General features: G+C 28.0%; 22 protein-coding genes. 6 read left to right on the forward strand and 16 right to left on the reverse strand.

Going from position 1 to position 21,991, the window contains the following annotated elements; all coding sequences use genetic code 11:
• Positions 1–125: 125 nt before the first annotated feature.
• The 3 genes from HUJ77_RS06615 to HUJ77_RS06625 form a co-directional block, all read right to left on the reverse strand.
• Positions 126–362 carry a Veg family protein gene (locus HUJ77_RS06615; RefSeq protein ID WP_291707786.1) on the reverse strand — a complete coding sequence of 79 codons (237 nt, stop codon included), beginning with the start codon at positions 360–362 and terminating at the stop codon, positions 126–128.
• A gap of 186 nt (positions 363–548) precedes the next feature.
• Positions 549–1,439 carry a sporulation peptidase YabG gene (gene yabG / locus HUJ77_RS06620; protein WP_291707787.1) on the reverse strand — a complete coding sequence of 297 codons (891 nt, stop codon included), beginning with the start codon at positions 1,437–1,439 and terminating at the stop codon, positions 549–551.
• A gap of 95 nt (positions 1,440–1,534) precedes the next feature.
• The gene (locus tag HUJ77_RS06625) at positions 1,535–2,536 is read right to left on the reverse strand and encodes a CotS family spore coat protein (protein WP_291707788.1); all 1,002 of its coding nucleotides are present in this window, start codon (positions 2,534–2,536) and stop codon (positions 1,535–1,537) included.
• 105 nt (positions 2,537–2,641) lie between these two features.
• Here HUJ77_RS06625 and HUJ77_RS06630 point away from each other — a divergent pair, with 105 nt between their 5' ends.
• Entirely contained in the window at positions 2,642–3,760 is a 1,119-nt protein-coding gene (locus HUJ77_RS06630) for a glycosyltransferase family 1 protein (protein ID WP_291707789.1), read from the forward strand.
• Positions 3,761–3,793: 33 nt separating this feature from the next.
• Here HUJ77_RS06630 and HUJ77_RS06635 read toward each other — a convergent pair whose 3' ends face one another.
• The 3 genes from HUJ77_RS06635 to HUJ77_RS06645 are packed head-to-tail and all read right to left on the reverse strand — an operon-like array spanning position 3,794 to position 6,615.
• Positions 3,794–4,840 (reverse strand): CotS family spore coat protein, encoded by a 1,047-nt coding sequence (locus tag HUJ77_RS06635; protein ID WP_291707790.1) that lies wholly within the window; start codon positions 4,838–4,840, stop codon positions 3,794–3,796.
• Positions 4,841–4,855: 15 nt separating this feature from the next.
• Positions 4,856–5,608 (reverse strand): hypothetical protein, encoded by a 753-nt coding sequence (locus HUJ77_RS06640; protein ID WP_291707791.1) that lies wholly within the window; start codon positions 5,606–5,608, stop codon positions 4,856–4,858.
• Positions 5,609–5,619: 11 nt separating this feature from the next.
• Positions 5,620–6,615, reverse strand: a complete 996-nt coding sequence (locus HUJ77_RS06645) for a CotS family spore coat protein (protein ID WP_291707792.1) — start codon at positions 6,613–6,615, stop codon at positions 5,620–5,622.
• 123 nt (positions 6,616–6,738) lie between these two features.
• On the opposite strand from HUJ77_RS06645, the gene HUJ77_RS06650 reads away from it, so the two are divergent.
• Entirely contained in the window at positions 6,739–7,860 is a 1,122-nt protein-coding gene (locus HUJ77_RS06650) for a glycosyltransferase family 1 protein (protein ID WP_291707793.1), read from the forward strand.
• Here the strand turns inward: HUJ77_RS06650 and HUJ77_RS06655 are convergent.
• Complete coding sequence (locus tag HUJ77_RS06655) at positions 7,857–8,981, reverse strand: ABC transporter substrate-binding protein (protein WP_291707794.1); 1,125 nt, start codon at positions 8,979–8,981, stop codon at positions 7,857–7,859. The two genes, HUJ77_RS06650 and HUJ77_RS06655, sit on opposite strands and share 4 nt — an antisense overlap.
• Positions 8,982–9,126: 145 nt before the next feature.
• On the opposite strand from HUJ77_RS06655, the gene HUJ77_RS06660 reads away from it, so the two are divergent.
• Positions 9,127–10,014 carry a LysR family transcriptional regulator gene (locus HUJ77_RS06660; protein ID WP_291707795.1) on the forward strand — a complete coding sequence of 296 codons (888 nt, stop codon included), beginning with the start codon at positions 9,127–9,129 and terminating at the stop codon, positions 10,012–10,014.
• Between the two features lie 8 nt (positions 10,015–10,022).
• Here HUJ77_RS06660 and HUJ77_RS06665 read toward each other — a convergent pair whose 3' ends face one another.
• The 4 genes from HUJ77_RS06665 to HUJ77_RS06680 form a co-directional block, all read right to left on the reverse strand.
• Positions 10,023–10,988, reverse strand: a complete 966-nt coding sequence (locus HUJ77_RS06665; RefSeq protein WP_291707796.1) for a polyprenyl synthetase family protein — start codon at positions 10,986–10,988, stop codon at positions 10,023–10,025.
• Between the two features lie 56 nt (positions 10,989–11,044).
• Positions 11,045–11,560: a Gx transporter family protein gene (locus tag HUJ77_RS06670; RefSeq protein WP_291707797.1), complete on the reverse strand. Its 516-nt coding sequence runs from the start codon at positions 11,558–11,560 to the stop codon at positions 11,045–11,047.
• Positions 11,561–11,569: 9 nt separating this feature from the next.
• The gene (locus tag HUJ77_RS06675; RefSeq protein WP_291707798.1) at positions 11,570–11,950 is read right to left on the reverse strand and encodes a NusG domain II-containing protein; all 381 of its coding nucleotides are present in this window, start codon (positions 11,948–11,950) and stop codon (positions 11,570–11,572) included.
• Between the two features lie 123 nt (positions 11,951–12,073).
• Positions 12,074–13,999: an FAD-dependent oxidoreductase gene (locus tag HUJ77_RS06680; protein ID WP_291707799.1), complete on the reverse strand. Its 1,926-nt coding sequence runs from the start codon at positions 13,997–13,999 to the stop codon at positions 12,074–12,076.
• A gap of 332 nt (positions 14,000–14,331) precedes the next feature.
• On the opposite strand from HUJ77_RS06680, the gene HUJ77_RS06685 reads away from it, so the two are divergent.
• Together HUJ77_RS06685 and HUJ77_RS06690 are read left to right on the forward strand one after the other, a co-directional pair.
• A complete protein-coding gene (locus HUJ77_RS06685; protein ID WP_291707800.1) occupies positions 14,332–14,754 on the forward strand; it encodes an FMN-binding protein in 423 nt (140 codons plus the stop codon).
• 106 nt (positions 14,755–14,860) lie between these two features.
• On the forward strand, positions 14,861–15,907 hold the full coding sequence (locus HUJ77_RS06690; protein WP_291707801.1) for an FAD:protein FMN transferase: 1,047 nt from the start codon (positions 14,861–14,863) through the stop codon (positions 15,905–15,907).
• A gap of 16 nt (positions 15,908–15,923) precedes the next feature.
• Here HUJ77_RS06690 and eutH read toward each other — a convergent pair whose 3' ends face one another.
• The 5 genes from eutH to tsaD form a co-directional block, all read right to left on the reverse strand.
• Complete coding sequence (eutH, locus tag HUJ77_RS06695; RefSeq protein ID WP_291707802.1) at positions 15,924–16,997, reverse strand: ethanolamine utilization protein EutH; 1,074 nt, start codon at positions 16,995–16,997, stop codon at positions 15,924–15,926.
• Between the two features lie 102 nt (positions 16,998–17,099).
• Complete coding sequence (locus HUJ77_RS06700; protein WP_291707803.1) at positions 17,100–17,498, reverse strand: carboxypeptidase regulatory-like domain-containing protein; 399 nt, start codon at positions 17,496–17,498, stop codon at positions 17,100–17,102.
• Positions 17,499–17,663: 165 nt separating this feature from the next.
• Entirely contained in the window at positions 17,664–18,905 is a 1,242-nt protein-coding gene (locus HUJ77_RS06705; protein WP_291707804.1) for a trypsin-like peptidase domain-containing protein, read from the reverse strand.
• Positions 18,906–18,996: 91 nt separating this feature from the next.
• Positions 18,997–20,025, reverse strand: coding sequence for an alpha/beta hydrolase (locus tag HUJ77_RS06710; protein WP_291707805.1), 1,029 nt, complete (start codon positions 20,023–20,025; stop codon positions 18,997–18,999).
• Positions 20,026–20,049: 24 nt separating this feature from the next.
• Positions 20,050–21,060, reverse strand: coding sequence for a tRNA (adenosine(37)-N6)-threonylcarbamoyltransferase complex transferase subunit TsaD (tsaD, locus tag HUJ77_RS06715; protein ID WP_291707806.1), 1,011 nt, complete (start codon positions 21,058–21,060; stop codon positions 20,050–20,052).
• 208 nt (positions 21,061–21,268) lie between these two features.
• Here tsaD and HUJ77_RS06720 point away from each other — a divergent pair, with 208 nt between their 5' ends.
• On the forward strand, positions 21,269–21,895 hold the full coding sequence (locus HUJ77_RS06720) for a RusA family crossover junction endodeoxyribonuclease (RefSeq protein ID WP_291707807.1): 627 nt from the start codon (positions 21,269–21,271) through the stop codon (positions 21,893–21,895).
• Positions 21,896–21,991: the final 96 nt, after the last annotated feature.

Genomic DNA, 21,991 nt, shown 5'->3' on the forward strand with positions numbered 1-21,991 from the left:
AACCTCTCATAAATTCTCAATACCCTTTTATACCATAGTTGAAAGATGGAAACCCACCATCTTTCTTTTTTTTAAGAAAATTTATAAGACAAAAAAATAGAGCCCTAAAGTCTGAGCTCTATTACCTATAATGCAAAATATAATTGAACTGTCTTTGTTAATACATCCGAATAGCTATATGTTACCATTCTAGTAACATCATTATCTAATCTAACTACAAAAATACTTGGATGCGCACTTTCTATTACTCCGTTGTTTACTAGGATCTTTTTTCTTCCACCGTTTGCCTTTAAAGTTACTTTTTCTCCTATATGATTCTCTATATTTCTCTTTATAGACGCGATAGTCTTTACACTTTCCACATAAACACCTTCTTTCTTGTTTATATTATACACCCAAGCCCATATTTTGTCAAGTAAAAACTATAATTTTACCACCTACAAAACCAATTGTCAATGTAAACTTTTACCTTTTTATAGTTACTTTATCCATTTATTATTATCTCTAATTTTTAGCTTTTTATTCACATTTTTATATTTTCTTTGTATTTAAATATATGGTGATCTAGGATATCCTTCTCTATATTTCCCTCTAGTTTGCAATCCGCCAATTCCTCTTATTCCAGTTATAGTATTATCAATAACATCAGTTATTGATACTACCTTATCAATTCTTGTATAAGCTATTTTCTCACAAACTAAAACAGGATCTAAACAATGTATTAATACTCTATTTGGCGAACTTGCAAAATTAGCACCTGCATCTAACATACATTCATAACAACTCTGACAAGCTCCTGCAAAAATAACTAATTCATCGTAACTAGAATTATAATTTCTTAAAGCCTTTACAGCTTCTATATAATACTTTGAATTTCTATAATTATCTAAATTCAAATAATCATCTGGGGTTCTAAGAACACTATCATGACCTGTTAATACAACTATATCTGGCTTTATTTCTTTAACTAAATCCACTATCATATCAGGTTGTTTTTTTTCTGGAATAGCCCTTCCTACAGCTTCTAAAGATAACTGTTTATAAACTTTAAGGCAAGTTTCTAAGTATTCACTATCTCCATCTATATGAAGTATTTTTCCCGGTCTTCCAAATACTAATTCTTTGTTTTGTTGATTTTTTGAAGTTTTACTCCCCCTATAAAGGTTGTTTAAAACTTTTGTTGCTTCATCATCTCCCCTCATAGAAACAGCTTTCTTTATAGCATCCTCTACCCTTCTATTTAATATTTTTTCTTTTGTTCCAACATACTCATCATCAACTATTTCTAAATCATCTATTCTAGAATCTGCTATTATCCTTATACTTATTCCCTTTAAAATATATACTTGATTCCCTTTATCATCCTCTTTAATATCTATAATTTTAAATGTAATATCCTTATCATAGGATTTTCTAACTACTAAATCTCCTACCTTCATTTTTCTACCTCTTAGTTATTACTTTATATTATCCTATGTCGAATTATCTGTATTTGTACTTAAAGTATAATAAAAAAAGTGCCTATGGCACTTTTCTAATTTGAGATGTATTTATTTTTAAATTCATCTAAGAACTTAAGCATAACTTCCTTTTCATTAATTATTGCTTCTAGCTTACTTCCAAAGGTATTTTGACCCCAGTTAACTTCATTATAATAATATCTATTAGCAAGTCTCCAATATCTTTGTGGAAATTGTAAATAAGCATACAGAACTTTATATTCAGTTTCTAATAAAGGTGAAACCTTATTATAAGATTCTATTATAGCATTGGCAAAGTCTATATCCCAATTAACTCTTTTTAATACTTTAACCATAAAATTTGATATATCAAATGTCCTAACTTCCCTCTTGCAATAATCAAAGTCTATTACATTACAATTATTATTTGCATCTAATATTATATTATGATAGGTAAAATCATGGTGACAAAAGCTCTTATCATTTTCAGCTATTTCACATAATCTCATATAATCAGATTCTTCTAGAGTTTTTAAAGCTTTTTTACCAATTTCCTTATAAAAATCCATTGATTTTATATATAATAAATCAAAATCATTTTTATTATTTTTCTTTCTTACCATATCCCTCATCTTATCTAATGATTTAATTCTCTTATTCATAAGATGAGTCCATCTTCCTAAATCACTCTTTAATTTAGAGTTCTCTGGAGGATCATATCCCTTAGATGCCTCATGTAGCATAGCAAGAGTACTAGCGGCTAATTTTACTTCTTCTATGTTATGAAAGTCACATTCTTTTCCTTCTATCCATTCAGATAAAGTATAAAGATCCTCATTTACTAGGGCATATGGTTCCCCATCTATGTTCAAATGATATTTATCAACGGCATTAAAACCATTTTTTATTAGATGTTCTTTGGCTCCATAAACAAATAATAGTTTTTGAGGCCCATAATTAATTTTTTTTAAGCATTTTTCTCCTTTATTTGTCTTAAGATAATAGACTCCCTTATTAGCTTTTAAAGCTTCAATCTTAATATCGAACTGTCTTTCTATTTCGAATTCTCTCATCATAACCCTCACCCCCTTTATATTTATATGACTATATTTATTCTTTTATTAACATTTTATTCCTAAGTTTAATATAATAAATTAAAAACAATGAGAAAGGATTAAATCATGAAGATAGGCATAGATGGTAGAGCTGCAAAATGGTATAGGGGAACTGGTATAGGAACATACACTTATCAACTTATCAATAGCATGAATAAAGTTGATAATATCAATGATTACTTAGTTTTTTTACCGGAAAATTCAGCTCTAGATTTAAGTGATAATTTTAATATTGAGTTAGTTAGAGCTACAACTTCATCAAATTTTTGGGACGAAGTTAGAGTTCCAAACATTATAGAAGATAATAATCTAGACCTTTATCATGTGCCTCAAAATGGAGTTGGACTATATACTAATATTAATTGTCACAAAGCTATTACGTTGCATGATATAATCCCATTGAGAATGCCAGAAACAGTTAGTGACCGTTATTTATATATATTTAATAATGAGCTTCCTAAAATTATTAATAATTGTGATGGAATATTAACAGTTTCGGAATTTTCAAAGCAGGATATAGCAAAAGAATTTAACTTTCCTAAAAATAAAATTTTTGTTACTCATCTTGCTGCTGAGGATATATATAGGCCTTTAGATAAGTGTCAATGCAAAAAAATAATAGAAAAAGAATATAATATTAAAGATGATTTTATACTTTATGTAGGGGGTTTTAGTCCTAGAAAGAATATTATAGGATTAATTGAAGCATTTTCACTTCTATCTAAAGAAATAAAGAAAAATCTTAAATTAGTTATCACAGGTAAAAAAGGAATTTCCTATAGCCTTTATAAACAAAGAGCAGTTGATCTTCACATAGAAGATGATGTAATCTTTACTGATTTTATTCCATTAGAAAATTTACCTATTTTTTATAATGCCTCAAAGCTACTAGCTTATCCTTCCTTCTACGAAGGTTTTGGCTTACCGCCTTTAGAAGCTATGGCTTGTGGTACACCAGTTATTTCATCTAATGTAACTTCACTTAGCGAAGTGTGTAACCAATCAGCTTTATTAATTAATCCCTATGATATTAATGAGCTTAAAAATTGTATAGAAACTGTATTAAAAGATGATGCTTTAAGAATGAGCATGATAAAAAAAGGTCTTATCCAAAGTTCTAAATATTCTTGGAATATAACAGCAAAATCTACAATACAAGCTTATGAAAAGATAATTAAATTCTAAAAAAGAGGCTGCTTTAGCAGCCTCTTAATTTGTTTAATAAAAATATTGGCTAAAATCTGAAATAAATCTATCAACAAATTCTTCTCTATATATTTCATTGTTTATTTTATCCTTTAATCTATTTAGAAAAACCTCATAATCCCATTTCTTTTGTTTATAATAAAAATCTCTTATGATAGTTGTAAAATCCTTGGGGAAGCTTAACAAAGCATATATTAATTTAATTTCCTCTTTACTTAATTCATCTATAGAATTATATGATTCTATAATTAATTTAAAAGTATCCATATCATAATAAGTATTTTTAATAACTTTAATGGCAAAATTAGCTATATCTATAGCTCTTGTATCTATTTTACAGTAATCAAAATCTATAATCTTAATTTCATTTCCATCTACAATAAAATTATGATGAGCTAAATCATTATGACATAAGACTCTCTTATTAAAATCTTCTAATAAATTGTTATAATTACACATTGCTAAAAGTTCTATAGATTTTTGTATTTCATTAATATGCTTATCTACATTTTCTAGGAATAAATTATCAAACTCTAATTTATATCTAAATTTTAAAACATATTCTTTAATATTAATCAGATCCTCTTTTGCTTTATTAAACTGATAAGGTAAGTATTCTCCTAAATTACCTTTAACTATATCTGTACTCAAAACATTAAATATTCCTCTTGAAGCTAAATGCATATTAACCATAGCTTTAGTACATAATTCTACTTCAACAGGATTACTAAATGTAGCCTCCCTGCCTTCTATCATATTTAATATTACATAAATATTTTCTCCAGATTTATAAATATATTTCCCATTTTTATCTTCATAGTAACTTAGCAAGTTCTTATATTTTTTAGCTGAATAATTTAATGCTTGATTTATAAAATCTATTCTTTCTTCTGATGAATCTGTAAGCTTTAATATCTTCTTACCCTCATTTGTTAATAATACAAAAACCTTTCTTAAAGGAATAATATCTTCAACTTCAAAATCTAATTTGTTAAAAAATTCCTCTCTTAAATCATATTTACATAAAATTTCATTATCAATATATCTAAATTTATTCATACTAACCCCCAACATTTAAATTATTATATTATTACTATCTAAGGTTCTAGCCTTATTTAAACTTTTTAATAATTCTCCCTCTTCCATTTGAAACTTCCCTAAGATATATTTTTCAATTATTCTAAATTCCTCATTTGGATAAGACACTAAAGCTCTTAAGTATTCCCTACTACTATCTCCAAGCTTAGTAAGGTTAATATAATAATTAATAATATCCTCCATATTTATATTAATTTCTCGCCTTTTAATCTTTTTTATATATGAATATATGTCATGTTCCTTAAGATTGTAAGTCATATACCTTATAGTACCTATTTTTATACTCCCATCCTCATCAACCTTTAAATTTCCTTCATCAACTCTAGTTAAACAAACTTCATAGTTATCCATACTCCTATTAATTATTTTTTTAAATCCATTTGTATTAATATGATTTAATGATTTTTTACCTAAACTAATTAATTCTTCTCCCCTATTTATTAAATAAAAATCTATAGAATTTAGATCTTCTTTTCTTTCCATTTCTTTTAAATATTTATTTATTAATATTATTTGAGAATAATACATATTTACTTCTTTCCCAATGGAAGCACCTATTCTCGGGAATAAATTTTCTTTATATTGTCCAATCTTATGGTGAAAGAAAACAATGTTTTCGATTTGTTTATATATGCTTTTACTATCCTCAATTTTATCTTTAGAAATTTTACTATTTAAAACATAAATATTCCTATTTTCTAAGTAAGAATTTAATTCTGATTTCTGCATTCTTTCACCCCTTAATCAATAAAGTTTTGTAAGAACTGTTCTCTACTGTCTCTATCCCTTAAATACTTATTTAATTTATTTACAAGAAACTCTTCTCCCCAAGGCTGTTGTTCCCAATAATACTGCAATCCAATTTGCCAAAACCCTTGAGGAAATCTTATAAAACCTTTCATAAGCTTTAATTCAGCATTAAATAAACTGTGGGTGCTTCCATAAGAATTTAATATAATATTAGATACTTCCTTATTCCATTCACCATCCTTCATAGCTCTAATTAATAAAGATGCTAAATCATGAATATGGGTGTCTAGTATGCAATAATCAAAGTCAATTATATTAATTTCTCCATTTTCATTTATTAGAACATTATGATGTGCATAATCATGATGACAAAACCCTCTCTTAAGTACCTCTTTATTCATAAGTTCAATATATTTATTATTCTTTATCTCATCTATTGCCCTTTTACCTCTCTCTATCTCTTCATTAATAGCTTGTAGATAAATTTCGTCAAACTGTGATTTATAAGCCTTCTGATAAATTCGATTTTTAAAATCTAAAATTTCATCACATCTGGTTTCAAATACCTTTATCCAAGAGAACCAAGCAATTCTAGGTTTCATATTACTATTTAAGGTAAAACCTTCACTACAGTTATGAAGCTTTCCTAAAGTTTCAGAGGCTAACTTTAATTCTATAAAGTTCTTATAATTACAACTTCTTGACTCTACCCATTTATTTAAATATGCATACTTATCTCCAAGTTTTATATAATCTAAATTATCTCTAGTAGTAATTATTTCTGGTATATTATAAAAGCCTCTATTTTGTAAATGTTTTATTGCAGACATAATAAAATAAAAATGAGGATACTGATATTTAATTACCTTAATACCATAATCCCCATCCTTTGTACTTATCTTATAGCTATTTTTAACCTTCTCTATAGTTTCTATTTCTATTAAATACTTATCCTGAATTTCATTTTTTATATATGAAATCTCCATAGGTTTCTCCTTAAGATTTATTCTATGTTATTATATGGACTTACTTATTTTATTGTGTTTATATCATAGAATTAAATAATTAATAATATCTATAATATAAAGGATAATTTTAGGAGGATTGCTATGAGAATTTCCATAGATGCTAGAGGAATAAATTTATACAATGGAACAGGTATAGGAACTTACACTGAAAATTTAGTTAAGGAATTGCTTAATATAGATAAAGAAAATGACTTTACTCTTTTTTGGACTGGGAAAAACTATGAAGAATATAAAAAAGATAATTGCAACATAGTTTTTACTTCTAGTAAGCATGGTAGTTTTTATGAAAATTATTATTTCCCAAATTTCTTGAAAAATAATAATATAGATCTTCATCATATTCCTCAAAATGGAATGGGTCTTTGTAATAGTTATGATACAAATTCCGTTGTAACTATTCATGATTTAATTCCTTATGTATTACCTGAAACAACTGGACGAGGATATCTTGAAAGATTCCTAAGAACTATGCCAACTATAATTGATAAATCTAAGGGGATTTTAACTGTATCTGAATATTCTAAGAAGGATATATTAAAGTTTTTTAATCATATTCCTGAGGATAAAGTATATGTTACACCTTTAGCTGCCAATTCTAACTTTAAACCTTTAGATAAGAACATTTGCAAAGAAACAATACAAAAAAGATTTAGTTTCTCAAAAGATTATATTTTATACATAGGTGGGTTTAGTTCAAGAAAAAATGCTAAAGATTTAATTCTATCCTTTGATAAAATTTATAAGGATTTAAATAAACCTTATGTCTTACTTTTAGCAGGAGCAGTTAAAGATGAGGGTAAAAAGCTTTTAGATTTATCTAAAACTTTAGCTTCTTGTGAGAATATTATTTTTACAGGTTTTATAGAGGATACTCTGTTACCTACACTTTATAATGGTGCTGAAGCATTTATATATCCGTCTCTATATGAGGGATTTGGTTTACCCCCTCTAGAGGCTATGTGTTGTAAGACTCCTGTTATAACTTCTAGAGTGACTTCTATACCAGAAGTTACAGGTGATTCCTGCATTTTAATTAATCCCTTAAATAGATTAGAGCTAGAAGAGTCTTTAGTTAAGTTACTAAATGATGATGCTTTAAAGGATAACTTATCTAAAAAAGGTTATGAAAGAAGCCTCCTATTTTCATGGAAAAACACTGCCATAAAAACCTTAGAGGCTTATAAAATAATAAATAATTCCTAGTTATAATATATATCATTTAATATTTCTTTTAATTTTTCAAAGTTTTTTATACTTGGAGCCCGTTCAGCTATATTAACTAATATTACGAATGGGCTATTTCCTTCTATATTCTCTTCATTGTTTTCTTCTTTCTTCACATTTAATGAATATATTAAGCTTGGAAAAAACTTATTATCTTTAAATTCTTTAGATAGCAAGTCTTTATTAGTTGCTGCAAAAGCTATAAATTCTTTAATTGCTTCTCTATTTTTTTCAACATTTAAAGCAACTAAATTTGCCCCTCCTATATCATATAACCTATTTTCACCAACCTCATAACTAGGTGGATTTTTACATATCCATATACCTAGCTCCTTGCCAGCACTAATGTCTCTATAAAAATCTAAAGAAGCTATTCTATATAAATAATTATTATCTTCAGTTATATATTCATCTTTGTATATATTATTAAATTCTTTTAATATATCCTCTTTAGTATAAAGTTTAGAATCTTTTTGATAGTCTACTAATTGAGAAATTAATAATAGTTCTATACTTTGCTTATCTTTATTGGAAAATATATTAACTTCCCCAGAACTTTTATTTTTAATTTCATTTCCAATTCTAATTAAGTTCTTCCAGGTATTTAATTCTGAAGCTTCATAACCATATTTATTTAAAATATCATTTCTAACATATAAGGCAATTGGATTAGATTCAAATGGAACTCCATAATAATTTTCATTAATTTTTACTTCTTGAATTCTACTATCTTTAAAATTCTTATTATATATTTCAATTATGCTTTTATTTTCATCTATAAAATCCACTTTTTCTTTTATCTTTTCTAATTCTAAAAAATTCAATTCTACTATATTAGGTAAGTTTTTCTCATTTAATCCTTCTATTCTTTCTAAAGAATTTTCAGAACCAATATTTACAATATGTATATTTAATTTTTTATTTCGTTCCCTAAATTCTTTTGCAGCTTCCATAAAATAATTATAATTTTCTTCCTTTGCCCAAACTACTATCTCACCTTTTAAGTCACTTCTATTCGCTCGACTTAATATTAAATTTGTAGAAAAAATTATTAAAATTCCAATAATAAATAAAAAAATTGTTCTTTTTCTATTTTTCATATTCTCACATCCTAACCTGAAATAAATTATACACCATTATTTTATTATTTTAAAAATAATAAATTTTGATTTTTACAAATTATTATAATATAATAATTTAATTTATAGATTTTNATATGCCCATTTGTGATGCAAAAATATTGTTATGCATATTGATAGCTTAAATTATTTTTTCCAGGTTGCAAACTCTAATAGTATTTCAACAGTTGCAAAAAATGCGCATATTTCACAATCTGCACTTAGTCAACAAATTTCAAAACTAGAAAACAATTTAAACGTACAACTTTTTAATAGAACAAATAAAGGAGTATCTTTAACTTCTGAAGGTGAAATATTGTTCAAGTATGCTGAATCAATTTTATCATCTTATAATAAGATGCAAGAAGAATTGTTTAATTCAGTAAACAAGAAAAAATATGTGTCTATTGAATCTGTTGAATCAATAGGATTAACCCTTTTGCCTATGGCTATTTCTAAGTTAAAGAAAAACTTTTCTTCTTATACAATTAATCTTAATACAATAGATTGTTGCTCAAAAGCTAATCTATCTAGTAATTTATGCGATATTTTTATTTGTTATACTAAGCCAGAAAACACTAATGGTTTAACTACAAAACTAATTGGATATGATGAAGTCCTTTTAGTAGCAGGAAAAAATTTTCAAACCACTTCTATAAAAAAGGATGAACTATTTGATCTTCCTTTAATACTATCCTCTGATAAAACTTGTTTGAAAAATTTAATATGTACTGAGTTTAATTATGATAATAAAATTTTAGATTCATCAAATATCTTATATAGTACAAATTCATATTTTTCTGCATTAAAAGGTGTTTCCTCAAGTAAAGCTGCTACATTTATTCCTGCTAGTATATATAATAACTATCACTCAATACCTGATATTAAAATAATTAATATTAGTGATTTATCTATGAAGCTTCCAATTTATATTAGTTATTTTGATTCATTTTATAAAGTTAATTCAGATTTTATTAAATCCATGAAAAACATACTAAAGGGTTACTTAAATTAAGTAACCCTTTAGTATGTCCTCTTTAATAACCAACTAGCAATTTCTCTTAATATAACTTTATAATCGTTATTTGGTAACTTATCTATGCCCTTAAAACACTTATTAACATATTTTTCAGCTAATTCTTTTGCCATATCTATTCCTTTATTAGCCTTAACCAAATTTATTATTTCCATTACTTCTTCTTCGCTGTAATGTTCTTTTCCAATAATATCTTTAAACGCCTCTTTATTATTTCTATAAGCATAAATTAGAGGAATAGTATAAATACCTTGTTTTAAATCATTTGCTGCAGATTTTTTAATACTTTCATCATTTCCTTCATAATCTAAAATATCATCTATAATTTGAAAAGCCATTCCTAAATTATGACCTATATTTCCAAGTTCTCTAGAAATCTTTTCATCAGCATTACATTCTGCTGCTCCTAAGTATAAAGATATTGAAAATAACTCTGCTGTTTTTCCAGATATTCTACTTAAATAATCCTTAACTGACAATTTCATTGAGAATCTAGAATTAAGTTGATTTACCTCACCCATGCAAATCTTTGACATAGCTCTTGAATCAACTTTTATTGCTTGCAGTGAATCGTTAGTAGCTAATAATTTAAAACATACACAGAAAAGATAGTCTCCTATATATACAGCATAGTCCTTCCCATACTTAGATTGAATAGTCTCTTGTCCTCTTCTAAGCTTTGAATCATCTATTACATCATCATGAACTAATGTTGCCATATGAAGCATTTCTATTACTGCTGCAGTAGGAACTGCCTTGCTTGTATCATTATCTCCAAATTTTGATCCTATTAATACGAAAGCTGGTCTTAGTAATTTACCACCTGACTCAATTAATTCCATTATGGATTTTTCTATTTTTTTATCTTTACACTTTACATTTTTCTTCATTAAATTTATTACTTCAATAAGCTCTTGCCTTATCTCAGGATAATTATTCCAAATCTTGTCCATTTTATTCCACCTTCTTAGTGATTAGAATCATATATTTATTTTCAATGCATAACTATTTAACTTTTGAACATTGGAAGTTTTCTTAAGTGTGCTACCGCATAGTTGGCAGTTATTCCAATAAAAATACCTGTCCCTATTCCTACTGTTGATAGTACTGGCAAGTATAGCATAACGCCTATATTCTGTACTATTAATGAAGCTATTATTAATTGTCCTACATTATGGAATATAGCACCTGCTGAACTTACTCCAATAATACTAACCCTATTTCTAAACAATTCTTTAACTACTACCATTGAAAGAAAACTTAATATTCCCCCTGCTGCACTATACATAAAGGAAGATAAATTTCCTCCAAACATAGTTGATAAAGAAAGTCTTAAGAATAACACTAAAAAAGCATCTTTTTTATTATCTAAGGTATATAGAGCAATTACTGTAATTAAGTTTGCTAATCCAAGCTTTGCACCTGGTGTTATAAAAGGCACAGGAATCATACGCTCAATTATATGTAAAACTAATGCTTGAGCTACTAATAATCCTATATATACTATTTTACTAGTTTTTTTCATAGTTTCTCCTTAATATGATAGTATAATATCATCTTCTGCCATTCCCTTAATCTCTACCATGACCTTATGAGGAAGGCATACTAAACTTTCTCCAGGCTTTTCAATGTATTCTGGATTCATGCAAACCTGATCTGGGCAATCAGCTTCTATTATACCTATCTTATTATCTTTTATCTTAATAATATTAACTCCATCCTTAGTTTTCAGTTCTATAGTTTCTTCTCCTCTATGTTGTGCTAAATTAATATTTTTATATAGCTTTCCAGAAACCGTTATTTCTGCATATGTATTACTAAGACCTCTTCCAACGGATGCACCTAATATTATTTCAGGTAAAAATGATAGTATCATCAATACTGCAATAATAACAAAATCTAATTTCTTAAACATAATAATCATCTCCATTATAATGAAACTAATTGTATTAACATTATAATTATACAATTTATAAGGTAGAGTAAATAAACTCTACCTTATAAAATCTATTATACATATATATTTATTTTTTGCATACTATTCTGCGTCTAAATATACTGCTTTTTTATTTCCATGTGATATATTATCTACATATAATGGTTTTTTCTTACCATGCCAGAAATTATCTGCCATCCTTGTTATCCAAGGCATAATATAGTAGTCAAGTCCAAATGTTCTACCAGCTCCACCCATTAGTGCAATTGAACCAAATACATACCATAGTATGTCCCATCCTGCCATAGCACATAGGATAAAGTTAATTGGCATAACAACTGAAACAGCACCCCATATAAATGTAAATAATCCTACTATTAAGCAAAGACCCATTCCAATTTCCATTAATACAACTATTCTTTGGAACCATACTGCTACTTCTGGATTTGGCATCATAAATTCCATTATTGTAGCATACCAACCTGGAATTTCTTTAAATATTGGTGTAGCCCATTCAGTAGCTGTTTCCCCAGCACCTGCTGCAGCTGAAGCACTTGATGTTGCATCTTGTAACCAAGCAAATGGCATCTTTACATTACCAGCTTTAGTCCAGCTATCTGCACCAATTTCTATACTATTAAAGAAACCTTTTATACTACCAGCATCCCACATCTTGTCCCATGTAGAATCTCCTAATAGCTTCTTAATACCTTCAATTAACCATAAGCAACCTATATATATTCTTAATGGTATTAACCATAATCTATTTGCCTTAGATGATACATGACCTCTCATCACTGATCTTCTATCTTCCATAGTAAAGAATTCATGTTGTAAATAGTTATAAACAGCATTAATATTATTTACTCCCCATAAGTAGTACATATTAACTATATGTTTCATTATCATTGCAAAGAATCCAGATAATTTAATTCCACTTAAGTTAGCAACACAGTATCTTCCACCAATTGAAACCATAAATCCATGGTATTTTCCTTGGAATTTTTCCATTTCTTTATTTTCTATTGAAGCAATTATATTCTTAACTGCTGTATTAGCTGTTTGTTCTGCTGCTTCAACTATTTGTGGAGTTCCTCTACCAGCTTCCTCTTCATAATAAGCCATATCTCCAACAACAAATACATCTTTCTTTCCTACAGCTTGCATGTATTCATTAGCTTGTAATCTTCCTGCTCTAGCTGTTTCTAATCCATATTCTTTAGCATCTTCATTTCCTTGAATTCCACAAGTCCATATTAAAGTTCTTGTACTAATTTCTTCTCCACCCTTTAAAGTTATCTTATCTTCGCTAACTTCTACTATAGGTGAATTCTTTAATATTTCTACTCCATGCTTAACCATATACTTTTCGGCTTTATCTGCTTGTTTTCTATCTAACATATTTAAGATAGTTCCCATAGCTTCAACAACTTTTAAAGTAACTTCATTTTCATCTACATTGTATTCTCTTGCTAGTCTGCTCTTCCATTCTAAAAGTTCACCAGCCATTTCAATACCAGTAAATCCTGAACCTGCTACTATAAAAGTAAGCATTTCTCTTCTCTTTGCAGCATTTCTTTCAAGACTTGCTTTAGCAAACATATCTTCAATATGATGTCTTATTCTAAGAGCATCTTCAAATGACCATAAGGTAAACCCATTTTCTTTTACTCCTGGTACTCCAAAGAAAGCAGGTTCACTTCCTGTACCTATAACTAGATAATCATATGAATATTCTCCATTTGTAGTTTTTACCATTTTATTATGTGTATCAACTTTTTCTATTAAATCTGTTATAACTTTAACTTTTGATTTTCCGAAAATTTTACATAATTTAACTTGTACTGATTCTGGGTGAACTCTCCCCCCTGCAACTTCATGTAGCTCTGTCATTAGTGTATGAAATGGATTTCTATCGATTAAAGTTATTTCCACATCATCATTTTTCTTATATTTCTTAGCCAATTTCTTAGCAGCATGTACACCACCATATCCTGCGCCAAGAACAAGTATCTTATTTTTTGACATGTTGAACCCTTCCCTTCATTTAATAATTCTAAAATAGCATATCTAATTCTATACACTATTCGTTAAGATGTCTATATTATTACAAAAACTTTTTGTAGTTTTTTTAACAATTTTTTATTGATTTTTTTTTAAACTTTCTAGCCTCAAACCCTTATTTTTCCTAATTTGTAGGCAATTATTCATTTATTTTCACTATCGGAATTACTTATATATCATAAGTAATTCGAATATCAATTACATTTAATTTTGTGTATAATGAACTAGTAATTGAAAACAATTCGACGTGAAAATACATTTTAACGTAAATAAATAAGTTTAAGGGGGATTTTATTATGAAATCAAGAAGAGTTATAAGCTTATTAGCAGTTGCTGCTTTAGCTACTACTATCTTTGTAGGATGTGGTAATAAAGAAGAAGCTACTGAAGCTGGATTAAAAGATGGAGTATACACTCAAAAGTCAGAAGCTGATGAAAGAGGATATGTTGCTTCAATAGAAATAGAAGTTAAAGATGGAAAGATTGCAACAGTTAAGTATGACGAAGCTAACGATAAGGGAAGCAAATTAACTGATGCAGATTACAATACAAACATGAAAGCTAAAAGTGGTTCAAACCCAGAAGAAGCTTTCCCAGCTTTAGAAAAAGCTTTAGTTGAAAAACAAAATGTTGCTGATGTTGATACTGTAACAGGTGCTACTAACACTTCAACAAGCTTTAAAGCTTTAGCAGAAAAAGCTTTAGCAGAAGCTAAGTAATATTTTTACTTAAATAAAGACTTTGGGCTCTTGCCTAAAGTCTTTTGTTATTTTTTCTTTTTTTACTTATAATAATAATTAATATTATTAATTTAGGAGGATTTTTATGCCAAAAAAATTATTTAAAAAGCTTACTCTTTCACTCTTATTGATTTTCTCTCTTTCTATTTTAGCTAGTTGCTCAAAAAATACTGAACAAGCAGAACCCCTATCAAGAACCGAATTGTTAATGGGAACAGTAATTACTATAAGTCTTTATGATAGTGAAAATGAAGAAATTTTAAACAAAGCATTTGATAAAATTAAAGAACTCGAATCTATTTTAAGTATAAATGCAAATGGAACTTTAGTAGATAAGATAAATGATGAAGCTGGTATTAGTCCTGTGAAAGTAGATGATTATACATATACTGTTGTAAAAAAAGGTATAGAGTACTCAAAGCTTTCAAATGGATTATTTGATATTTCAGTAGGTCCAATAGTAAAATTATGGAGTATAGGCCTTCCTGAAGCAAAGGTTCCAACTCAAGAAGAAATAAATGAAAAGCTTCCTCTAATTGGATATAGTGATATTGAGCTTAATGATGCTGATAAAACTATCTACTTAAAAAGAGAAGGTATGATGATTGACTTAGGTGGTATAGCAAAGGGATATACAGCTGATATAATCTCAGAACTTCTAACTGAAGAAGGAGTTAAAAGTGCTATAATAAACTTAGGTGGAAATGTCTATGCCCACGGTAATAAACCAAATGGCTCTGATTGGAGAATAGGTATCCAAGATCCTTATTCTGAACGTGGTGGTATTATTGGAACTCTAACTACTAATAATAAATCAGTAGTTACTTCTGGAATATATGAAAGATATATTGAAGAAGATGGAATTAAGTATCATCATATATTAAGCCCTAAAACTGGATATCCTTATGAAAATGAAATTGCTGGTATTACTATAGTAAGTGATAAATCTATAGACGGAGATGCACTATCTACTTCAGTATTTGCAATGGGTGTAGAAGATGGTATGAAATTTGTAAATACTATAGATGGTATAGATGCAATATTTGTAACTAAAGATAATAAGGTTTATATCACAGAGGGATTAAAGGATATATTTACTTTATCTAATAGCGATTTTACATTAGTTAATTAATATTAAAAGGAACTGCTTAAGACAGTTCCTTTTTTGTTATTTTTAAAGCTAATAATACTGCTAATAAACCTGAAATAAGTTTTACAATTATATAAATATAGGATATTTCCTTTGCCTCTGTAACAACATAAGCAAGTTGTCCACCAAATACATAGGCTCCTGCTACAGAAAAAGCTGAGCATATAACTTTTCCCCTATTATCTAACTTATCAAATTCAGTAAATACTATAACTGCTGAAGCTAAACTTCCTATTAAGGCTGTAACTGAATGTGAATTTATAGACATCAACTCACCTAACTTTTCAATTGAATTTTTAAAAATCCTTTTTATTACTTCAATCATAACATTGGCACCAGATAGAAATATTGCTATTTTCCCTACAATAGTTATAGCTTCTTCTAATTGTAATAAATTATTAACTATTTCTATACCTGTAATTGATTTTATTCCTTGAAGCCCTAATCCTATTATTCCTATTATAAATATAATTTTTGCAAGACCTTTAAAGTATTTTATCATTTTATCAGGAATCTTATTTAATCCTATAATAATTAAAAATGATATTAAAATTATTGGGAAAATATTTTTAATAATAACTACTAATGGCATTTTTAAAAGAACTCCACCTAAAAATAATCCTATAGGTAAGGTTACTATGCCACAAAGTATTCCCTTACATAATATATCTATATTTTTTTTATTTATTATTCCTAACGCCAAGGGTAATGTAAAACTTATAGTACATCCTAACATAGAAGATATTAATATACCTGAAAAGTAAACTTCTATTTTATTACTAGCAATAGCCTCTGCAATTTTATACCCTCCCATATCTACAGCAATAATAGATGATGAAAGTATACTTGGAGTAATAAAACTCTTATTAAATAATGGAATTACATATTTAATAAGAGCATCTGAAATTATAGGAGTTATTGAAAGTATTCCTATCATGGATAAAGCTAATGAGCCCATGCTCTTAATTCCACTTTCTATTCCCTTACTTAAATTTAATTTTCCTCCTATAATATAATCAATAATACCTAAGGCAAAGAAAATTCCAACTACATATACAACTATCTTTTCCACTTCTAACTCTCCTAATTTAAATAAGATAATTTTATCAAAATTTTAAACAACAAAAAAGCCCCTTAATATTTAAGGGACCTTTTTGTTATTTATTTCTTAAAATTAACAATTGCAGCAACCTTGGCCATGATCTCCAGGTTTATTATCACAATTATCTGGTTTTCCTATACACTTTCCGTTATATGAGGAAGTTTCTAATTCTGTATATTTTATTACAATATTATCTTTATAGATTTTTAACATATATTTTGTATTTGGACATAATGGTCCTAATAAGAATTGTCCATGACAATCTGTGAAAGTGTGAGTCAAAGGATATGGATATCTATATCCATCCACTACTTGTAATAATTTTACTACTGCATCTACTACAGGCATTCTATTGCAGTCTAATACTGTTCCAAATATAACTGATCTTTTTTCTTCTGGTAATTTAACTATAGCTTCAATTTGTTCGTTACATCCTGTCTTTAATTCACATGATGCTATTCTTCCGCTCATAACTTTGCCTCCTAAGTTTTAATTATAAGTTTTCTTGTTTATAGTATAGTTTATTCGCATAATACTAAAATGTGATTTATAAGTAATATTTTTATAAAAAAAGACTAGCTTCTATATAAACTGTATTTTTCAATGTACAGTTTAATAGTCACTAGTCTTTTTATATTAACTCTTTGCTTCTAATTGAACGTTAAAGCTTTTATTTTCTCCATTTCTTATTACTTCAACAGTAACTGTATCTCCTTCTTGCTTAGTATCCCTAATAGCTTTTAATTCATCAAAGGTTTTAATTCTTTGGCCATCAAATTTTACTATTAAGTCTCCGCCTTGTAATCCCGCTTTTTCTGCTGGAGAAAATTCTGTTACTTGAACTATATACAAGCCCTCATCCATATTATATTGCTTACTAAGCTCAGAATTAATTTCTCTTATGGATATACCTAAGTTTAATATAGGCTTAGATAAGGCTTCAATTCTATCTTTAATGGAATCTATTGGGATTGAGAATCCTATTCCTTCTACTTCGTCTGAAGCTATCTTCATATTATTAATTCCAACTACTTCACCCTTAGTATTAACTAAAGGTCCACCACTATTCCCAGGATTTATAGCTGCATCTGTTTGTATTAAATTTAATTGTGTTCCTGAGCTTGTTTCCACTGTTCTATTTACAGCACTTACTATTCCTGCAGTAACTGTATGATTAAATTCTTTAGATAAAGGTGTACCAATTGCTATAACTTGTTCTCCAGGCTTCAATGCATCTGAATCACCAAGTTCAACAACTCCTGGAACCTTGATATTATCATCACTAATTTTCAGCATAGCTACATCTTGATTTTCATCATAATTTATTACTTTTGCCTTAACATCTCTTTCATCTGATAATGTTACTACAACCTCTTTAGCTCCTTTAATAACATGATAATTAGTTAAGATATATCCCTCTTCATTTATAATAAATCCTGATCCAATTCCTTCTGTTTCTTTAGGTATTATTCCACTATAATCTATTACTCCAGTAACAGATACAATAACTACTGCTGGAGAAACTTTTTCAAAAGCTTCACTTGCTGTTAATGCTTCTGCATTGCTACTAAAGGTTTGTGGATTTGGAGTTATCACCTTATAATTAGAGTCATTAACATAATTTCTCATTATATAATAAGTACTTCCTCCACCTATTGCTCCGCCTAATAATCCTGCTATCAATATTGAGGCTATAATTTTAAATATACCCTTTTCCCTTTTTTTATTTGGCTTATTTGAAATATCATTTATTGGATGAATATAAGATTCTTTTTCAAAGCTTTGCTCTTCATTCTTCTTTTCTTCATTTGTTAGTGATTCATTATCACTATTTACTTCTTCATATTTTTCTACATCATATATATTATCTTCATTCATTTGAAAAGCCTCCTTAAATATTAATAATTCCTTTTACAATTATTAATATAACCCTTCTTTGTGACAATTATATGACATATGTCTAACAAATTTAATTTGAATGATTTTTTTTCTCTAATCTATCTATCTCATTTGCCTGTTTTATAACTTGTCTTATTCCAGTTATTACTGTATCTGGTTGATACATAGATACTATATTCTCTTCATAATCAACACTATATACTTTTGTTAATGCTTCATCCCCTAAATTAGATAATACTTCTTGTCCAGGTTTAGCTATTAAATAATATGGCTTTTTAGAAAAAATACCTTCTTCTTGACTAGAGTTATTACCTGATGTTATATTTTTCAATTCATTATTAACAGCTTTATTATAGCTAGATTTTGTTCTATGAATTTTAAACTCTTCTAAATCCATATAATCAAGCTTTTTTTCAAATTCATCAGTATTGCAAGCTAAGTTAACTTTATCTAGTAATGTTGTAAGACCTATTTCAGAACCAATGCTTTCAATATTTCTTCTAATCTTCTCAAATATTAAACTTTTTTGATATTTATCAGAATTAATTTCATCTTCAACTAAAGGATTGACTAAAACTACCCCTGCAACTAAATCTGGATAAGCTTTTGCAAACTCTGTTAGTACAAGGCTTCCATACTCTTCTCCAACAAGTATATATGGTGAAGGTATTGCAGCTTTTCTTAGAAGAGTTCTCAAATCTTCAGCTTGCTCCTTAGGTGTTCTTATTGATCCGCTATCACTAAATCCGTATCCTCTTCTGTTGTATGTAAATATTGATACATCCCCATAATCTGATAAAAGTTTATCTGCAATTCCACTCCACTGATTTAAATTTGTACCAATATTCCCATCAAAAACTATAGTATATTTACCTTCCCCCTCTATCCTATAGTCTAATCTTTTATCTTCTACTCTTACATAATCCACACGTTCTTTTAATGTTTCTTTTGTAATGAAGTTGCTTATTCTTTGATATATAAAACCAACTACTAATATTACTAATATTACAGTAATAATCTTTTTTGCCTTTTCTTTTGGATCCAATTCTTTTTTCATATTTACTTTATAAAGTCCATTAGAATGTGGTAAAAGTTTCAATTATACCTTCCCCCCCTCCGTAGATTATAACTTTAAGTTTGGTTTTGCATTAATATTTAAAGGTGCTTCTAATCCTCTTAAGAAATTGAAGTAAGCTGCACTTCCTATCATCGCTGCATTATCTGTACATAATATTTGTGATGGGAATAGTACTTCTATACCTTCCTTAGCAGCAGCCTTTATTAACGTATCTCTTAATGCAGAGTTTGATGCAACCCCTCCTGCAATGGCTATTTTATCTACATTCTTTTGTTTACATGTTTTTAGCACATTTTGCTTTAGAACATCTATAACTGCTTTTTGGAATGACGCAGCTACATCTGCTTTGTTTATTTCAACATTTTGCATTTTGCATTTATTTAAATAATTTAACACTGCAGATTTAACTCCGCTAAATGAAAAATCTAATGTATCATCATGAAAATTTGCTTTTGGAAAATCAATAGCATTTTCATTTCCTTCTTTTGCAAGCTTATCTATTTTCGGTCCACCTGGATAACCAAGTCCTAGTGCCCTTGCAACCTTATCATAAGCTTCTCCTGCTGCATCATCTCTTGTTTGACCTATTACTTCATATTCACCATAGTCTTTAACATGAACTATAAATGTATGGCCCCCTGACACTACTAATGATACAAAAGGTGGTTTTAAATCCTTATGTTCTATGTAATTTGCACAAATATGTCCTTCTATGTGATTTACTCCAACTAAGGGCTTCTTCAATGAATATGATAAGCCCTTTGCATATTGTAATCCTACTAATAATGCTCCTACTAGTCCTGGTCCATATGTAACTCCAATGGCATCTATATCCTCTAATTTAACATTCGCTTCTTCTAAGGCTTCAGTAACTACTCCATTAATAACTTCAATATGCATTCTTGAAGCTACCTCTGGAACTACTCCCCCATACTTTTTATGAGTTTCTATTTGTGATGCTATTATATTTGATAAAACTTCTCTCCCGTCTTTTACAATAGCCGCTGATGTTTCATCACAGCTTGATTCTATTGATAAAATTAATTTACTTTCCATTATTTTTACCTCTTAATTTATTCTTTCTATTTACTTACTAATGTTGTGTAAGCTATCTAATTATTGTATATTAAAATTAAGCTTATAGCTTATTATATATCTCTTTAGTTTCATTGACTATTATATAATGAATAAAAAAATTATTCATTATTTTTTATTAGAATTAATGGATTTTTAAGGATATCTTTAGATATAAAAGGAGTTTTAAATGAATACATACGCTAAGATAGTAGTACCAGGATCCCCAATAACAAAATCTAACTTCAAGCTTCATAATAAAGATGGCAGAGCTATACTTCCTAGCAACACAGGAAAATCCCATGATAGATATGCAATCTATGAAGAAAAAATAGCTTACTATTCAAGATTACAAAATCCAGGTGTTGTGTTAGAAGAGTCTCTTATAGCTATATTAAAAGTTTATTATAAGAGCGAAAAGAGGCATCCAGATACTGCTAATATAACTAAAAGTATTTTTGATGGTATTGAAAAAAGTGGTCTTATAGTTAATGATGCCCAAATAACAAGAATAATTACAGAAGAATTTTATGATAAAGAAAATCCTAGATTTGAATTAGAATTCTTTGCAGAAAGTAAATATAAGATTTCATATTCAGTAGAAGAAAAAACAGAGCCAAGTGATAAAAAAATATATTCTAGCTTAAAGAAAAATCCAGCTACTAAATTGCTTAATAATAAGTCTAGCAAAAAAGAAGATAGCAGTAGCGATTTACTGTGCGAGTTTTGTAAGAAAAAAATTAAAGAAGAAAATATAATTAAAGGAAATGGTGGAAAAACTTTAATTTGTAGAACTTGTTTTAATAAATTATTTTAATTGAGGTGACTGTATTGAGTACTAATAACTTTATATTTATTGGTGATAGCCTTACCTTTGGTTATGGAGTTCCTAAAAATAAATCTTTAATGAAAT

Origin of the sequence: Clostridium sp. (assembly GCF_021443865.1) — a bacterium.
GTDB lineage: Bacteria > Bacillota > Clostridia > Clostridiales > Clostridiaceae > Clostridium.

Coding starts and splice junctions, on each gene's coding strand:
- HUJ77_RS06685 (WP_291707800.1), top strand. CDS start 14,332: ATGAAATCAAGAAGAGTTATAAGCTTATTAGCAGTTGCTGCTTTAGCT.
- HUJ77_RS06635 (WP_291707790.1), bottom strand. CDS start 4,840: ATGAATAAATTTAGATATATTGATAATGAAATTTTATGTAAATATGAT.
- tsaD (WP_291707806.1), bottom strand. CDS start 21,060: ATGGAAAGTAAATTAATTTTATCAATAGAATCAAGCTGTGATGAAACA.
- HUJ77_RS06660 (WP_291707795.1), top strand. CDS start 9,127: ATGCATATTGATAGCTTAAATTATTTTTTCCAGGTTGCAAACTCTAAT.
- HUJ77_RS06625 (WP_291707788.1), bottom strand. CDS start 2,536: ATGATGAGAGAATTCGAAATAGAAAGACAGTTCGATATTAAGATTGAA.
- HUJ77_RS06720 (WP_291707807.1), top strand. CDS start 21,269: ATGAATACATACGCTAAGATAGTAGTACCAGGATCCCCAATAACAAAA.
- HUJ77_RS06700 (WP_291707803.1), bottom strand. CDS start 17,498: ATGAGCGGAAGAATAGCATCATGTGAATTAAAGACAGGATGTAACGAA.
- HUJ77_RS06665 (WP_291707796.1), bottom strand. CDS start 10,988: ATGGACAAGATTTGGAATAATTATCCTGAGATAAGGCAAGAGCTTATT.
- HUJ77_RS06705 (WP_291707804.1), bottom strand. CDS start 18,905: ATGAATGAAGATAATATATATGATGTAGAAAAATATGAAGAAGTAAAT.
- HUJ77_RS06675 (WP_291707798.1), bottom strand. CDS start 11,950: ATGTTTAAGAAATTAGATTTTGTTATTATTGCAGTATTGATGATACTA.
- HUJ77_RS06645 (WP_291707792.1), bottom strand. CDS start 6,615: ATGGAGATTTCATATATAAAAAATGAAATTCAGGATAAGTATTTAATA.
- HUJ77_RS06650 (WP_291707793.1), top strand. CDS start 6,739: ATGAGAATTTCCATAGATGCTAGAGGAATAAATTTATACAATGGAACA.
- HUJ77_RS06670 (WP_291707797.1), bottom strand. CDS start 11,560: ATGAAAAAAACTAGTAAAATAGTATATATAGGATTATTAGTAGCTCAA.
- HUJ77_RS06680 (WP_291707799.1), bottom strand. CDS start 13,999: ATGTCAAAAAATAAGATACTTGTTCTTGGCGCAGGATATGGTGGTGTA.
- HUJ77_RS06655 (WP_291707794.1), bottom strand. CDS start 8,981: ATGAAAAATAGAAAAAGAACAATTTTTTTATTTATTATTGGAATTTTA.
- yabG (WP_291707787.1), bottom strand. CDS start 1,439: ATGAAGGTAGGAGATTTAGTAGTTAGAAAATCCTATGATAAGGATATT.
- HUJ77_RS06640 (WP_291707791.1), bottom strand. CDS start 5,608: ATGCAGAAATCAGAATTAAATTCTTACTTAGAAAATAGGAATATTTAT.
- HUJ77_RS06690 (WP_291707801.1), top strand. CDS start 14,861: ATGCCAAAAAAATTATTTAAAAAGCTTACTCTTTCACTCTTATTGATT.
- HUJ77_RS06630 (WP_291707789.1), top strand. CDS start 2,642: ATGAAGATAGGCATAGATGGTAGAGCTGCAAAATGGTATAGGGGAACT.